This is a genomic window from Polaromonas sp. CF318, from assembly GCF_000282655.1.
Classification (GTDB): domain Bacteria; phylum Pseudomonadota; class Gammaproteobacteria; order Burkholderiales; family Burkholderiaceae_C; genus Polaromonas.
Genome location: NZ_AKIV01000062.1, coordinates 78,681 through 92,799, shown reverse-complemented (window position 1 = coordinate 92,799; position 14,119 = coordinate 78,681). Strand labels below are relative to the sequence as shown.

Genomic DNA, 14,119 nt, shown 5'->3' with positions numbered 1-14,119 from the left:
TCATCGTGGCGATCAACAAGGATCCCGAAGCGCCCATCTTCAGCGTGGCCGACTACGGCCTGGAGGCCGACCTGTTCACGGCTGTGCCTGAGCTGGTTGCAGCTTTGTGATCTGTTAGTGAGTTAACTCCCTCCCCCGCTGGGGGAGGGCAGGGGTGGGGGCCGGCTGCGGTTGAGCAAGCGCTTTTGCCGCCGCCGCAGGCCCCCATCCCCACCTTCCTCCAGAGGGGGAAGGCGCCAAGAATTCCGGAGACAAAAAATGAGCTACACCGCCCCCGTCAAGGACATGCTGTTTGACATCCAGCACCTGGCCAATATCGAAGAGATCGCAAAAATCCCGGGCTTTGAGGAAGCCGGCCTGGACACCGCGCAGGCGGTGCTCGAGGAATGCGCCAAGTTCAACGAAGGTGTGTTGGCGCCGCTGAACCGCCACGGCGACATCAATCCTTCGAGCTGGAAAAACGGTGAGGTCACCACCACACCGGGCTTCAAGGACGCGTTCAAACAATACGTCGAGGGTGGCTGGCAAGGCCTGCAGCATCCGGCTGATTTCGGCGGCCAGGGCCTGCCCAAGACCATAGGTGCGGCCTGTGGCGAAATGCTCAACTCGGCCAACATGAGCTTCGCGCTGTGCCCGCTGCTCAGCGACGGCGCCATCGAGGCGCTGCTGACGGCAGGCTCCGACGAGCTCAAGGCGGTCTACCTCGAGAAACTCGTGAGCGGCCAGTGGACGGGTACCATGAACCTGACCGAGCCGCAGGCCGGCTCCGACCTGGCCATGGTGCGCAGCCGTGCCGAGCCGCAGCCTGACGGCACTTACAAGATTTTCGGCACCAAGATCTTCATCACCTACGGTGAGCACGACATGGCCGAGAACATCGTGCACCTGGTGCTAGCCCGCGTGACCGGCGCGCCCGAAGGCGTCAAGGGCATCAGCCTGTTTGTCGTGCCCAAGTTCATGGTCGGCAAGGACGGCGCCCTGGGCGCGCGCAACGACGTGCACTGCGTCAGCATAGAACACAAGATGGGCATCAAGGCCTCGCCCACCGCCGTGCTGCAGTACGGCGACCATGGCGGCGCCGTCGGCTACATCGTCGGCGAGGAAAACCGCGGCCTTGAGTACATGTTCATCATGATGAACTCCGCGCGTTACGCCGTCGGCATGCAGGGCATCGCGATCGCCGAGCGTGCCTACCAGAAGGCCGTGGCTTTTTCGAAAGACCGCGTGCAGAGCCGGCCGGTTGACGGCTCCATCAAGGCCAGCGCGCCCATCATCCACCACCCCGACGTCAAGCGCATGCTGATGACCATGCGCGCCTACACTGAAGGCTGCCGCGCCATGGCCTCCGTGGCCGCAGCGGCTTACGACGCGACGCACCACCATCCCGATGCCGAGGTGCGCAAGCAGAACCAGGCTTTTTATGAATTCATGGTGCCGTTGGTCAAGGGCTACAGCACCGAGATGAGCCTGGAAGTCACCTCGCTGGGCGTGCAGGTCCACGGCGGCATGGGCTTTATCGAGGAAACCGGCGCGGCCCAGTACTACCGCGATGCCAAGATCCTGACGATTTACGAAGGCACGACCGCCATCCAGGCCAACGACCTGATAGGCCGCAAGACCTCGCGCGACGGCGGCCAGACGGCCAAGGCGATTGCCGCGCAGATCGAGGCAACGGAAAAAGCCCTCGTGAAGCAGGGCAATGCGGACGCCGTGGCCGTGGCCAGGCGACTGAAGGCCGCGCGTGAAGCCTTTGTCGACGTGGTCGACTTTGTCGCGGGCAACACCAAGGCCAGCCCCAATGCCGTGTTCGCCGGCAGCGTGCCTTACCTGATGCTGGCGGGCAATGTGGTCGCGGGCTGGCAGATGGCGCGCTCGCTGCTGGTGGCGCAGGAGCAGATTGCGCAAGGAACGGACGTCGCTTTCATGCAGGCCAAGATCGTTACCGCGCGTTTTTACGCCGACCACCTGCTGACCAAGGCCCCCGGCCTGCGCGACAGCATCGTCGAAGGCGCGGACAGCGTGACCGCGCTGGCGCTGGACGCGTTCTGACAAGGCGGCCGCCAGACACCGGCGGCAGCCTGCTTTGCTGAATCCCACTGTCTTTGATCCTCACGGAGCCACTATGTCCAGACTGCCCGGCGCATTGAACAATCTGCCCTTGCCCATCATCGGCTCGCCGCTCTTCATCATCAGCAACCCCAAGCTGGTCATCGCGCAGTGCAAGGCCGGCGTGGTGGGCGCCATGCCGGCCCTCAACGCGCGGCCGGCCTCGCAGCTCGACGAGTGGCTCGCTGAAATCACCGAAGGGCTGGCCGCCCACAACAAAGCCAACCCCGACAAGCCGGCCGCGCCCTTTGCCATCAACCAGATCGTGCACAAGTCCAACGACAGGCTGGAGCACGACATGGAGCTGTGCGTGAAATACAAGGTGCCCATCTACATCACCAGCCTGGGCGCGCGCGAAGACATCAACGCGGCGGCGCACAGCTACGGCGGTGTGGTACTGCACGACATCATCAACAACAAGTTCGCGCGCAAGGCGATTGAAAAAGGCGCGGACGGCCTGGTGGCCGTGGCCGCCGGCGCGGGCGGCCATGCCGGCGTCAAAAGCCCCTTCGCGCTGATCCAGGAAATCCGCCAGTGGTTTGACGGCCCGCTGGCGCTGTCGGGCGCCATCTCCACCGGCGGCGCGGTGCTGGCCGCGCAGGCCATGGGCGCCGACTTCGCCTACATAGGCTCGGCCTTCATCGCCACCGACGAAGCCCGCGCCGCCGACGCCTACAAGCAGGCCATCGTCGACGGCAGCTCCGACGACATCGTCTACAGCAGCCTCTTCACCGGCGTGCACGGCAACTATCTCGCACCTTCGATACGCGCGGCCGGCATGGACCCGGAGAACCTGCCCGAAGGCGACGTCAAGACCATGAACTTCGGCGGCGGCGAGGGCAGCAAGTCCAAGGCCTGGAAAGACATCTGGGGCTGCGGCCAGGGCATAGGCGCGGTCAGCAAGGTGCAAAGCGCCGCGGCCTTTGTGGAACAGCTCAAGCGCGAATACTTTGACGCGCGCCAGCGGGTCTGCGCCTAGCAGTCCGGCGGCCCCTGTATGACGGCACCCCAACGCCTTCAGGGCCTTGACGCCCTCAAGGGCCTGGCCTGCGTGCTGATCGTCTGGCACCACCTGGCTTTTTACGGGCCCATGTCGGACGTGGTCCATGGCTTCGCACCCGGCTTGATGGACTGGCTGTATGACTACGGCCGCATGGCGGTGCAGCTCTTCCTGGTGGTGGGTGGCTTCCTGGCCGCCGCATCGCTGGCGCCAAAGGGCACGGCCGTCTTCGAATCCGCCGGGCCTCTGATCCTGCGCCGCTATGCGCGGCTCGTAAAACCCTATCTGGTCGCGTTGGTCGCCAGCGTGCTCGTGGCCGCGCTGGTCAGGCCCTGGTTTGACCATGCTTCGGTGTCCGCGGCGCCCACGCTGTTCCAGCTGCTGGCACATGTATTTTTGCTGCAGGATTTGCTGGGCCAGGAGTCGCTGTCGGCCGGTGTCTGGTATGTGGCCATGGACCTGCAGCTTTATGCGGTGGCGGTGCTGGTGTTTGCCGCCTCGCGGCGCCTGCGCGCAAGCATGGCGGTGTCGGCGGGCGCCATGGCTGTCTTGCTGATCGCGTTGCTGTCCCTGCTGGTGTTCAACCGGCAACCCGCTTTTGACATCACCGCGCTGTATTTCTTCGGCGCCTATGCGCTGGGCATGCTGGCCTTCTGGGCCTCGCGCGAGGCGGGTGCACGCCGCGGGTTCTGGCTCTCGGCCATCGCCGTGCTGGGCATGCTGGCCCTGGCGCTGGATTTCCGGGGGCGGCTGGTCGTGGCCGTGGTGACCGCACTGGTCCTGGTGTGGCTCAGCGGCGCGCGGCAGGATGCGTGGCCGCTGCGCTGGCTGCGGCAGCGCCGGCTCCAGCAACTGGGGCGCATCTCGTACTCGGTGTTCCTGATCCACTTCCCCGTCTGCCTGCTGGTCAACGCCGTGGTCAGCCACTTCTGGCCTACGCAATTGGCCGTGAATGCGCTGGGCATGCTGCTGGCGTTTGTGTTGTCCCTGCTCGCGGGGCAGGCGCTGTACCGCTGGGTGGAATCCGTGCCCCTGCGGTTTGCCCCTCGCAAGCTCAGCGCCTGAACATTTCGAGCTTGAGCTCGGCCGGCTGGCCCAGCCACGAGGCATGCGTGGTGTGGTCCGCCAGGTCGTCACCCGTGACCCCGTGCACAAACACATCCAGGCCTTGGCGCTCACTCTCCAGCCAGGGGATGATGCGATCGAACTCCGCGCTGTCAAACGACAGCTGGCAGCTCCAGCGCGGGTGCGGCCCGACTTCACGCTCGTGCACACGGCCCACGCCCACATGGAATAGTTCACCGGCCCGGTTTGCCAGCGCGCGCGCCTCCTCCACGGTGTCCGGCCCGAAATAGAGGTGGGCGTGGTAGTGGCTGTGGATGTTTTGGGGGCGCTGGATGGTGTCGGGCATGGGTAGTCAGAAAAAATTCAAGAGCCGTCAAGAAAAGTCATTTCGGGCAAAGGCGTGTCCGGGTTCTTCGCAAGTGCCTGCGCATGCACCTCGCGCATGCGCTGCTGGCAGTGGGCCAGGTCCTTGACCTGGAACAGGAACAACACCTCTTCGGGCTTGTCCGCGTTCTGCCACAGGTGTTCGAGGTACATGCCCTGTTCAGCATGCTCGGCCGCATCGTGCTCTAGCTGCTGCCTGACGGCAGCCAAAGGCGCGCCTGTGAGTTTTGCGAGTACATGTGCCATGGTGAGGCCTCAGTTTGAGGTCTTAGTTGGATGTGTCATCCATTATTCCGGTTTGGCACCGCCATCGCGGGGGACAGGGTTTTGGTCCATGGCGCCCGCACATCGGGATACGTTTTTTGTCCGTCATCCTGGTCGCCGCCGTCGTTCCGGATTTTTCTTCTCTTTTCTTCTCCTCTGTTTAGAGGAGGCGCGCGGCACGGATCAACGATATGGTTACAAAAGCGTTGCTTGGATAAGAATTTTTTTCAGAGATGCATCGGTGGATGAAGAAAAAAGCGTTACCAAGTGTTTTTTAAATCTACACTGGTTTGGTCGTACGCCGGGCGTGTTGTGGCAAGAGAAAAAAGATCCGGGACGACGCCACGTGAAGCGCACCCGCAAAAAGCGGATGCGCGAAAAGATGTAAAAAAAACGGACGGTTCAGGCGCGGTGGGTTCGGGAATCATGGATAGAGAAGTATCGGGCGATGCCTTTTTCTGGGCATTGCAGGGGGTGTGCGCACTGCATCGCAAGCCGTTCTCGGACGCGCTGGCGCGCCAGCAGCTGGCGGCGCCCTACACAACACGCTCCTTGCTGGACGCCATGCAGGCCTACGGCTTTGACGCCGTGCACCACAAGGCCAAAGCCGAAAAGCTCCACAAGGAAAGCTTCCCGCTGATCGCCTGGCTGCAGCCCAAGGCGGCCGACCCCGCCTCGGCTCAGGTGGCCGGTGAAAATCCAAACACAGACGAATCGCCGGCTCCCGAACAAGCAGCCCCCGCCCTCATTCTGCAAGCCGACGCCACCAAGCTGCTGCTGGTCGAGGCTGGCGACGCCAGCCCGCGTACGCTGGAGCTGGCCGAGTTCGCGCTGCGCTACAGCGGCCACATCACCCGCGTCACGCCGCAGGCCGATCCGGCCGCCGACCCCGACAGCGAAGCCCAGGCACGGCAGTCGCGCAAGTTCGGCTTCAGCTGGTTTGTGCCCGAGCTGCTCAAGCACAAAAAACTCTGGCAGGAAGTGCTGCTGGCCTCCCTCGTCATCCAGCTCATCGCGCTGGCCACGCCGCTGTTCACCCAGGCCATCATCGACAAGGTGGTGGTGCACCGCACCGAAAGCACGCTGATCGTCATCGCCATCGGCATGCTGGTCTTCATGATTTTTTCCGCGGCGCTGTCGTGGCTGCGCCAGTACCTGGTGCTGCACACCGGCAACCGGGTCGATGCCGTGCTCGGCTCCTCGGTGTTCGAGCGTTTGTTCAAGCTGCCGCCGCTGTACTTCCAGCACCGGCCCACCGGCGTCATCGCGGCGCGGCTGCATGGTGTGGAAACCATTCGCGAGTTCATCGCGAGTGCCGCCGTCACGTTGATCCTGGACTTTCCCTTCCTGCTGATCTTTGTCGCCATCATGTTTTATTACAGCGTCACCCTGACGCTGATCGTGCTCGCCATCCTGGCCGTCATCGTCGGCCTGAGCCTGGTGGTGGCGCCCCTGTTCCAGGCGCGGCTGCAGGAGCAGTTCCAGATGGGCGCGCGCAACCAGGCTTTCCTCACTGAATACGTGGTCGGCCTGGAAACCGTCAAGTCGTTGCAGCTCGAGCCCCAGCTCAACAGCAAATACAGCGGCTACCTCGCCAGCTATCTGCAGGCCGGCTTCGCCACCAAGCAGCTGGCCAATACCTACAACACCGCCTCCAACCTGCTCGAGCAATTGATGAGCCTGTTGATCCTGGGCATAGGCGCTTACACCGTCATGCACAGCAAGGAGTTCACCATCGGCATGTTGGTGGCCTTCCAGATGTTCTCGGGCCGGCTCTCGCAGCCCATGCTGCGCCTGGTCGGGCTGTGGCAGCAGTTCCAGCAGGCCAGCCTCTCGGTCGCGCGCCTGGGCGATTTGATGAACGCGCCCATCGAACCCTATTCGGTCATTCCCGCGCGCGACACTGCACGCAAGGGCGAAATCCAGATCCACGACATCGCCTTCAAGTACGCCGAGCACCTGCCGCTGGTGTACGAGAACCTGTCGCTCAACATCAAGCCCGGCCAGATGATAGGCATCATGGGCCCCTCGGGCTGCGGCAAAAGCACGCTGGCCAAACTGCTGCAGGGCTTTTACCAGCCCAGCGCCGGCCGCATCCTGATCGACGGCATAGACATACGCTACCTCTCGGCCAACGAGTTGCGCAGCCACTTCGGCGTGGTGCCGCAGGAGACCATGCTCTTCAGCGGCACCATTTACGACAACCTGCAGATGGCCAGCCCCAATGCCACCTTCGAGCAGATCACCGCCGCCTGCAAGATGGCCGAGATCCACAGCGTCATCGAGGCCCAGCCTCAGGGCTACCAGACCGAAATCGGCGAGCGCGGCGCCGGCCTCTCGGGCGGGCAAAAGCAGCGCATCGCCATTGCCCGCGCGCTGCTCAAGCGCCCCAGCATCCTGGTCTTTGACGAAGCCACCAGCGCGCTCGACGGCCCGACGGCTGAACACTTCGCGCAAACCATCAACGCCCTCAAGGGCAAGGTCACCATGCTGTTTATCACCCACGGCCTGCCCAAGGGCCTCAAGATAGACGCAGTGTTCCGCCTCACGGCCACGGGCGCGCAGCTGATGTCGCCCGCCCCGGGCCAGCCCGGCAAGGTCACGCCCATGAGCACCATGAACCACACCGGTGCCGCGCTGCGCACCGTGCCCAAGGCGGAGGGCGAGGAATGAGCACCGTGCCACCCAACGCTCCGCAGGCCGAGGCACCGGCCGCCGCCGCGCAGGCCGCCACACAAGCGACCGCCAAAGTCGTTCCGCTGCGCCCGCCCAGCCAGTGGCACGACCCGCTCAGGCTGATCCAGAACGAGCCCCCCAGCGAGTTCGGCCGCATTGTGCTGTGGGCCGTGTCGGCGCTGGTGTTTATCCTGCTCATCTGGGCCGCCGTCGGCAAGCTCGACATCATCGCCACCGCCGAAGGCAAGCTGGTGCCGCAGACCCTGGTAAAGATCGTGCAGCCGGCCGAGCCCGGCGTGGTCAAGGAACTGCTGGTCAACGAGGGCGACACCGTCAAGCGCGGCCAGGTGCTGGCCCGGCTGGACACCACCCTCGCCAGCGCCGACAAGGCCGGCATCAGCAGCGACCTGGCGACCCAGCAGCTGCAGATGCGCAGGCTGGAGGCCGAGCTCGCCGACCAGCCCATGCTGCCCAAGGCCGGCGACGACCCGCAGCGCTTTGCCCATGTGCAAAGCCAGTACATCGCGCACCGCAAAGCCTTTCTCGACAGCCTGGACCAGGAAAAGTCCATGCTCACCAAAGCCGAGCACGAGCAGAAAGGCGCGGCCGAGATGCTGGCCAAGCTGCAGCAAACCCTGCCCACCTACCAGCGCACGGCAGCCGCCTACGAAAAGCTCGAGAAAGAAGGCTTTATGGGCAGCCTGGCCGCCGCCGACAAGCAGCGCGAAGCGATTGAAAAAGGCAAAGACCTGGCCGCCCAGCAGGCCGCCGTGCAGGCCTTCAGTGCCACCATCTCCGCCCAGACCAAAAAAATCAGCCAGCTGCAAAGCGCCTATAAAAGCGAACTGCAAAAAGAGCTGGCCGAAGTCCGCGCAAAGACGGCGCAACTGCAACCCACCCTCGACAAAAGCATTTACAAGGAAGGCCTGATGGAGCTGCGCGCCCCGCAAGACGGCGTCATCAAGGACCTGGCCACCACCACCGTAGGTGCCGTCGTCCAGCCCGGCACCGTGGTGCTGACTTTGGTACCCCAGGGTGAGCAGCTGTTTGCTGACGTGTCGATCAAGAACGACGACGTGGGCTTTGTGCAGGTCGGCCAGTCCGCGCAGGTCAAGCTTGCCGCCTACCCGTTTCAAAAATACGGCATGTTGATGGGCAAGGTGATCCACATCAGCGCCGATGCGACGCAGAACAACCAGGGCGGCGGCGGTGCTTCATCAACCAGCGCCGGCGGCAGCAGCAGCGATGCGGCGGCAGCGGCCGCAGCTATGGCGACCTACAAGGTGCGTGTGAAGCTCGACGAGCAGGTGCTCAAAGATCCGCAGGGGAGGGCCTTGGTCATCACGCCGGGCATGCAAGTCGTGGCCGAGATCAACCAGGGAAAACGGACGGTGCTCGAGTATTTGCTATTGCCTGTGCAGAAGGCGGTGCAGGAGTCTGGGAGGGAGAGATGACGGGTGCTGCAGGGGATCTCATCGGGAGAAGAAGGCGCGCTGCTAATCAGATTGGTGAAAATAATAATTCGCAACTCAAAAAACTCTCGGAAGCTATTTTTCTAGAACGACGCTGCAAATTGAAGGTGGACAAAGTCGAATCTAGCGAACGTCAGGAATGGCATGTGGGCTGACCCTGACATAGATCTATGCCTGAGGAGTAAGCAGTGAAATCACGGGTTAGAACCTTGGGTCATGACCCTGTCCGTCGCGCAGCAATTGTTGCCGGCACCTATGTGGGACTACAAACTGCAGTCTTGCCTGGCTTTGCAACTTCGGTGGTAGCGCCGCTTACTTTTGATGAGCTAGTTGCTTCGGCGCAATTCATCGTAGTTGCCAAGATTCATAGATTCCTGTTTAGCGGGATGGATGCCCTTGACGACTTCAGGCCGGCGGCTGAAGTCAGAGATCCACAAATTGTGGCGCTTGACGTCACTGTTAAAAAAGTATTGGCAATCAACCCAAAGCCGATCACTGAACCTCCCGCTGTCGGTCCGATGCTCGTGTACATCGGCTCGGGGGCAAAAGAGCGGCATTTAAAAACGACTCCTTACCCGGCGGTGATTGGGCAAGAGGTTATTTTGTTGCTTCTCGGTCGGCACCATTCAAGCAGTAGAGACAACAAGCAAGCGCCGATCTATCAAAAGGCGAACGGAGCGAATTTGGCCGATCGAGCTCCCATTCCCCTAAGCAAGCTCGATGAGGTATTGGCGGCAGCCCTTAAAGCTGGATTCATTCAGCCTACTGAATAAGAACTAATGGATATTCGCAAGGCAGGGCCATATCATCACCCTGGGCAAGTGTGTGTTGATTAAGCTCTTATTGAAGAAAACCGAGTAACTTCAATTCGAGATACTCGTTGGTATTGAATCATCTATTTGGAGGAGGCAAGCGATGCTAGTTGTCCAGTCAGGTGCAAATGCGTTGTTTTAGCAGGAAGTATTTTTTCAGGAGAACAAGATGGAAGAAGAAATAGCTATTGGCAGCCGTTTTTTAAATCTAAACTGGTTCGGGTTTCGCGGCCAGGTGTCATTGGCAATGAACACAAATAATGAATCGACTTCCTTTGTGGCTATGTCGTGTAGTCAAGGTTAGTGAATTATTTTGAGGCTGCGATCGACGCCAGTCGAGTATCAATAAAGTGCAAATAGGAGTTGGATATGTGCAACCCGGTAACTCAGCTTAGTTTGGTTATGGTTTTAAGTAGCCTCGCAAATTTTTGCCTGGCAAATACTCCGCAGGTCGGTGGATATGAGTCTGAAGCTCAACGACTAGAACAAGTTCGCAGATTGATCAAAGAAGAATTGAAGCCTAGACCGGCCGACTCCAACGATAGGTACCGTCAAGCGAATAGTCCTGCACCGAAATGTTCGGTCATGCTGCAAGATTTGATTGCTGGCAAGTTCAAAGCGATTGAACCTGTGCAGATAAGGGTTCGTGAAGACATCCTGAACACAGGAAAGGCAGAGTCACCGTCGCGAACCGTTGATCCGCTACGTGGATTTCCAAAACATAGCACTGAGAAGTTGAACTTTTGCGCGAGTTCAGAGGCTGCAGAGAAATTCAAAGGGATAGAAGGGCGTTTCTTTTTTGGATTTTCCTTGATGGATGGGGCGCCACCTTATCGTGTATATAAACTATCTAACGCCATTAATCCATACTCTAACTCTGACTTTGTCTACTGGTCTTCGCCAGACCTGCCACAAGATAAAGGGTGGCAATACACATGGATTGATCTTGGAGCTTGTAAGCCGGTGTTTAAGCCCTCTACATCGTATTCGACGAATCAAGAGAAAGAGCGTCCGGGAGGTAATGCGCAAGCACTTACTTTATATAGTGGAAAATTTACCTACGTTGAGGCTCACAAAAAATCGGATTTTCTCATCGAGTATTTTGAGCCCGGCAGTATTCGTTCGGGCGTAGGCGGGAGGCGGCAAATTTGTCGTTGGAATACTTTTCCTGAGCCATCTACCAACAAATAGCGATAAATATCATGACTATCGTTACTCACGCCATTGCCAATCAAGATGCCGTAACTCGTCGCCTAATTCAAGGCGGAGAGGGTGATAACTTGATTAGGCCAACCAATGTTGGCGATCACACTGTCACACTTGGGTTTGGTTTTACGTTCATTCGCCGTAGCGGAACCACCTGGAGTGTATTGGGGAGTTTGGCTGCGGACCTCGCAACTATTGGCGTCACCCTGACTAATGCTCAAAACGCGCAGTTGCGATCAATTGCGGATGAATTAAATACACCAAATCATACCGCTCAAGCCGATCAATTAATCACACAGTTTCGCAATGACTGGGTGACACCTATTACGGATGCGCAAGCGGAGACCCTGTTTAGTACGGAGCTGGCTCGAAAAAAAAGAGAGATCAAGATACAGTTCAGAAATGGATTGAATAACTCCGCTAATGGCGATGCCTTGTATGCGGCGCTAGAAGGTACCCGCGAGATGGCGGGTTTGCTGTCGCTTGCTTACAATGCCCCGGCATTAATTGGTTCAAGCCTTACCAATGCTTTATGGCAAGGAGATCGAGCAGAGGCTTGGTTCCAAATTCGCTATGACTCAAACAGTGCCTCGCAGGCCGCCAACATTCGACCTGGCCTAGCGAAACGGCGGTTTGTAGAGGCTCAATACATTGGTTTGTACGTTGATCCGGCTAGTGCAACAGCTAATGAAGTACAAAATGCGTTCGCGATGCTGCAAAAGCATCGCGCCGCGATTACTAGTTATGAGGCAACATTCGGCTCACCGCCGAATGGAGCTACGCCAAGTAATGGAAATCGAATCGCAAGTGCGAATGCTGACCTCGGTACGGTTCTTGCATTTGCTGGACTTGCAAACGTTCCAACGCTAATTGAAGCTCTAAATCCAGCCAAGACAGCCTTACTAAGCGATCTCCGCACCAACCAGTACGCAGACCTCGCGGCTTGGTTTGCTGAGAGTGCCTATGTCTCCTCCAATATCTATGTAGCTCCCGACCCAACAAAAGCTGTCACGTTGGATTCGGCTCCCTATCAGACGGGTACCTTTACCAACGGAGCCGCCGACCTCATGATGGGGGGCGCGCAAGGTGACACCCTCAAAGGCAACAAGGGAAACGACGTTCTCATTGGCAACGACGGTAGCGATACGCTGGAGGGTGGAGAGGGCGATGACCTGCTCATTGGCGGAGCAGGCGATGACGTTCTTAAAGGCGGTGCCGGGAGTGACACATATGCGCTTAAACCCGGTGAAGGCAAAGACAGCATAGATGACTCGGACGGTAACGGAAAAATTCTGCTTTCCGGAGTGCAACTTACCGGCTCAGACACCACGTACTACAAAGAAGAAGGCGGTGCAGGCATTTGGGTTGTCAATGGTGGCGAATTGATTTATGAAATCAATGAAGGAAAAAAACTTCTCTCCATCAAGGGTTCCACCTTAAGTGGCGGAGAAATAGAGGTTAAAAATTTTGATATTGACAAGTCCGGAGGCTATCTAGGCATTGATCTGAAGCGTGACATTAAAAGTGCCGTGGTTCAAGGTGGACACGCCAGTCCCTTTGCGAACCTCGGTGGTACTGCCGCAGCTATTTCAAAGGACGTTCTAGAGAAGGCTGGTTCACGCTTCAGCTGGTATGGCAATGCCGCCGCCAAGACGGGCGACAGCATTACGGTCGCTGTCCGTAGCGGTGATGGCTCACTGCTCAGCCTGGTGACCGGCGCAGAAACATTAGACCTGAGCAGCGAGCAGACCATAAGTCTTGGCGAAGGCCAATTTAGGCGCGATTTCGCCCTTATCAGCGACAGCGCATTTGAGAGCGACCGGAGCATTGAGCTGGTCGTTACCTACAACCGCGCAGGTCAGGCTTTCGAGAGTAACGTCATCACGTTAAACCTCAAGGACACTGGCGCAGTGACTACAACCTTTCTAGGTGATCAGCGCGGCCAAACTGTCACCGATCCGGAAACTGGCATCCAGAACTACGACTGGGCCAACACCAGCTGGACGGCTGAAGGTGTCCTCACGGGCGGGGTCGTGGAGGCTGATTACAAAGATGTGATCGGCGGAAGCAGTGGGGCTGACAAGATCGACGGCAAGGGCGGGAATGACGTTCTCTATGGCGGCGATGGAAATGACAAGATCGACGGTGGGGACGGTAACGACTTGATCGGTGGTGGCAAGGGGAGCGACGCCATCAATGGGGGGGCGGGCAATGACGTGATTCTGAGTGCTACCAGCGTGGCCGCCCCTCAGCGAGGAGGACCTACTGATACCTGGGACCCATCGCTGACCTATCACGGCGGTAGCCCCGACATGGATGATGCCTCGGATGTGATCGATGCCGGAGCCGGCAACGACGTGGTATTTGCAGGTGGTGGCAAAGACCACATTGAAGGTGGTACGGGCAATGACCAGCTCTGGGGCCTGGGAGGCGACGACATCATCGAAGGTGGCTTGGGGGATGATGAACTGTATGGCGATGGCATCAATGCGTCGGGCGCTTATGCCAATACCCTGGCTACGAGCCATGGCGGTGATTTCCTGGACGGCGGCGACGGCAGCGACAAGATCTGGGGGTATGGCCAGGACGACTCGCTGTTTGGTGGGGCGGGCAACGACTTTCTGTGGGGTGACGCGTCCGGCTCTGTCCTGGCTGGCGAATACCATGGCCGAGACTATCTCGACGGAGAGGACGGTAATGACTTTCTTGCGGGCTACGGAAAAGCCGACATCCTCTACGGTGGAGCTGGCAATGACATTTTGATCGGAGATGCCGCGGAATCCGAGCTTGCCGTCCAGTATCACGGCGACGACTACCTCGATGGCCAAGGCGGCGACGACCATCTCAAGGGCAACGGTGGCAATGACACGCTTTATGGCGGGGATGGAGCCGATGAGCTTCAGGGTGACGCCGCGCAATCGGAGCTTGCCGGCCAATACCACGGAGACGACTACCTGGATGGGCAAGGCGGCGCCGACCACCTTCTTGGCAACGGCGGCAGGGATACGCTCTACGGAGGCGATGGCAACGACGTGATGCAGGGAGATGCCGCTGAGTCTGTACTTGCCGGTCAATACCATGGCGACGATTACCTCGATGGAGAGGGCGGCAACGATCTTCTTTTTGGTAACGGT

Annotated in this window: 10 protein-coding genes and 2 pseudogenes; 10 read left to right on the top strand and 2 right to left on the bottom strand. The window is 59.4% G+C overall.

What is annotated here, in order from left to right; all coding sequences use genetic code 11:
- From PMI15_RS24370 to PMI15_RS11760, 4 genes and pseudogenes are all read left to right on the top strand, one after another.
- A pseudogene (locus PMI15_RS24370) lies at positions 1-110 on the top strand (electron transfer flavoprotein subunit alpha/FixB family protein); the annotation flags it as partial.
- Positions 111-258: 148 nt separating this feature from the next.
- Positions 259-2,049 carry an acyl-CoA dehydrogenase gene (locus PMI15_RS11770; RefSeq protein ID WP_007868685.1) on the top strand — a complete coding sequence of 597 codons (1,791 nt, stop codon included), beginning with the start codon at positions 259-261 and terminating at the stop codon, positions 2,047-2,049.
- Positions 2,050-2,122: 73 nt separating this feature from the next.
- Complete coding sequence (locus PMI15_RS11765; RefSeq protein WP_007868674.1) at positions 2,123-3,085, top strand: nitronate monooxygenase family protein; 963 nt, start codon at positions 2,123-2,125, stop codon at positions 3,083-3,085.
- 18 nt (positions 3,086-3,103) lie between these two features.
- Complete coding sequence (locus PMI15_RS11760; protein ID WP_007868672.1) at positions 3,104-4,171, top strand: acyltransferase; 1,068 nt, start codon at positions 3,104-3,106, stop codon at positions 4,169-4,171.
- Here PMI15_RS11760 and PMI15_RS11755 read toward each other — a convergent pair.
- Positions 4,161-4,517 carry a DOPA 4,5-dioxygenase family protein gene (locus PMI15_RS11755; protein WP_007868669.1) on the bottom strand — a complete coding sequence of 119 codons (357 nt, stop codon included), beginning with the start codon at positions 4,515-4,517 and terminating at the stop codon, positions 4,161-4,163. The genes PMI15_RS11760 and PMI15_RS11755 overlap by 11 nt on opposite strands.
- A gap of 17 nt (positions 4,518-4,534) precedes the next feature.
- The gene (locus tag PMI15_RS11750; protein WP_007868666.1) at positions 4,535-4,801 is read right to left on the bottom strand and encodes a hypothetical protein; all 267 of its coding nucleotides are present in this window, start codon (positions 4,799-4,801) and stop codon (positions 4,535-4,537) included.
- An 88-nt stretch (positions 4,802-4,889) separates the two neighbouring features.
- Between PMI15_RS11750 and PMI15_RS24765 the strand changes: the two genes are divergently transcribed.
- The 6 genes and pseudogenes from PMI15_RS24765 to PMI15_RS25525 form a co-directional block, all read left to right on the top strand.
- A complete protein-coding gene (locus PMI15_RS24765) occupies positions 4,890-5,207 on the top strand; it encodes a hypothetical protein (protein ID WP_157214597.1) in 318 nt (105 codons plus the stop codon).
- 38 nt (positions 5,208-5,245) lie between these two features.
- A complete protein-coding gene (locus tag PMI15_RS11745) occupies positions 5,246-7,492 on the top strand; it encodes a peptidase domain-containing ABC transporter (protein ID WP_007868663.1) in 2,247 nt (748 codons plus the stop codon).
- Positions 7,489-8,949 (top strand): HlyD family type I secretion periplasmic adaptor subunit, encoded by a 1,461-nt coding sequence (locus PMI15_RS11740; RefSeq protein ID WP_007868660.1) that lies wholly within the window; start codon positions 7,489-7,491, stop codon positions 8,947-8,949. The genes PMI15_RS11745 and PMI15_RS11740 overlap by 4 nt, the downstream gene beginning before the upstream one ends.
- Before the next feature lie 206 nt (positions 8,950-9,155).
- Positions 9,156-9,740, top strand: a complete 585-nt coding sequence (locus tag PMI15_RS11735; RefSeq protein ID WP_007868658.1) for a hypothetical protein — start codon at positions 9,156-9,158, stop codon at positions 9,738-9,740.
- Positions 9,741-10,148: 408 nt separating this feature from the next.
- Complete coding sequence (locus PMI15_RS24760) at positions 10,149-10,970, top strand: hypothetical protein (protein WP_007868655.1); 822 nt, start codon at positions 10,149-10,151, stop codon at positions 10,968-10,970.
- 11 nt (positions 10,971-10,981) lie between these two features.
- Positions 10,982-14,116, top strand: a pseudogene (locus tag PMI15_RS25525) (hypothetical protein); the annotation flags it as partial.
- Between the last annotated feature and the right edge of the window lie 3 nt (positions 14,117-14,119).

Excerpts from the sequence above, each read along its gene's own strand:
- PMI15_RS11770 (WP_007868685.1), top strand. The coding sequence starts at position 259 with ATGAGCTACACCGCCCCCGTCAAGGACATGCTGTTTGACATCCAGCAC.
- PMI15_RS11765 (WP_007868674.1), top strand. The coding sequence starts at position 2,123 with ATGTCCAGACTGCCCGGCGCATTGAACAATCTGCCCTTGCCCATCATC.
- PMI15_RS11760 (WP_007868672.1), top strand. The coding sequence starts at position 3,104 with ATGACGGCACCCCAACGCCTTCAGGGCCTTGACGCCCTCAAGGGCCTG.
- PMI15_RS11755 (WP_007868669.1), bottom strand. The coding sequence starts at position 4,517 with ATGCCCGACACCATCCAGCGCCCCCAAAACATCCACAGCCACTACCAC.
- PMI15_RS11750 (WP_007868666.1), bottom strand. The coding sequence starts at position 4,801 with ATGGCACATGTACTCGCAAAACTCACAGGCGCGCCTTTGGCTGCCGTC.
- PMI15_RS24765 (WP_157214597.1), top strand. The coding sequence starts at position 4,890 with ATGGCGCCCGCACATCGGGATACGTTTTTTGTCCGTCATCCTGGTCGC.
- PMI15_RS11745 (WP_007868663.1), top strand. The coding sequence starts at position 5,246 with ATGGATAGAGAAGTATCGGGCGATGCCTTTTTCTGGGCATTGCAGGGG.
- PMI15_RS11740 (WP_007868660.1), top strand. The coding sequence starts at position 7,489 with ATGAGCACCGTGCCACCCAACGCTCCGCAGGCCGAGGCACCGGCCGCC.
- PMI15_RS24760 (WP_007868655.1), top strand. The coding sequence starts at position 10,149 with ATGTGCAACCCGGTAACTCAGCTTAGTTTGGTTATGGTTTTAAGTAGC.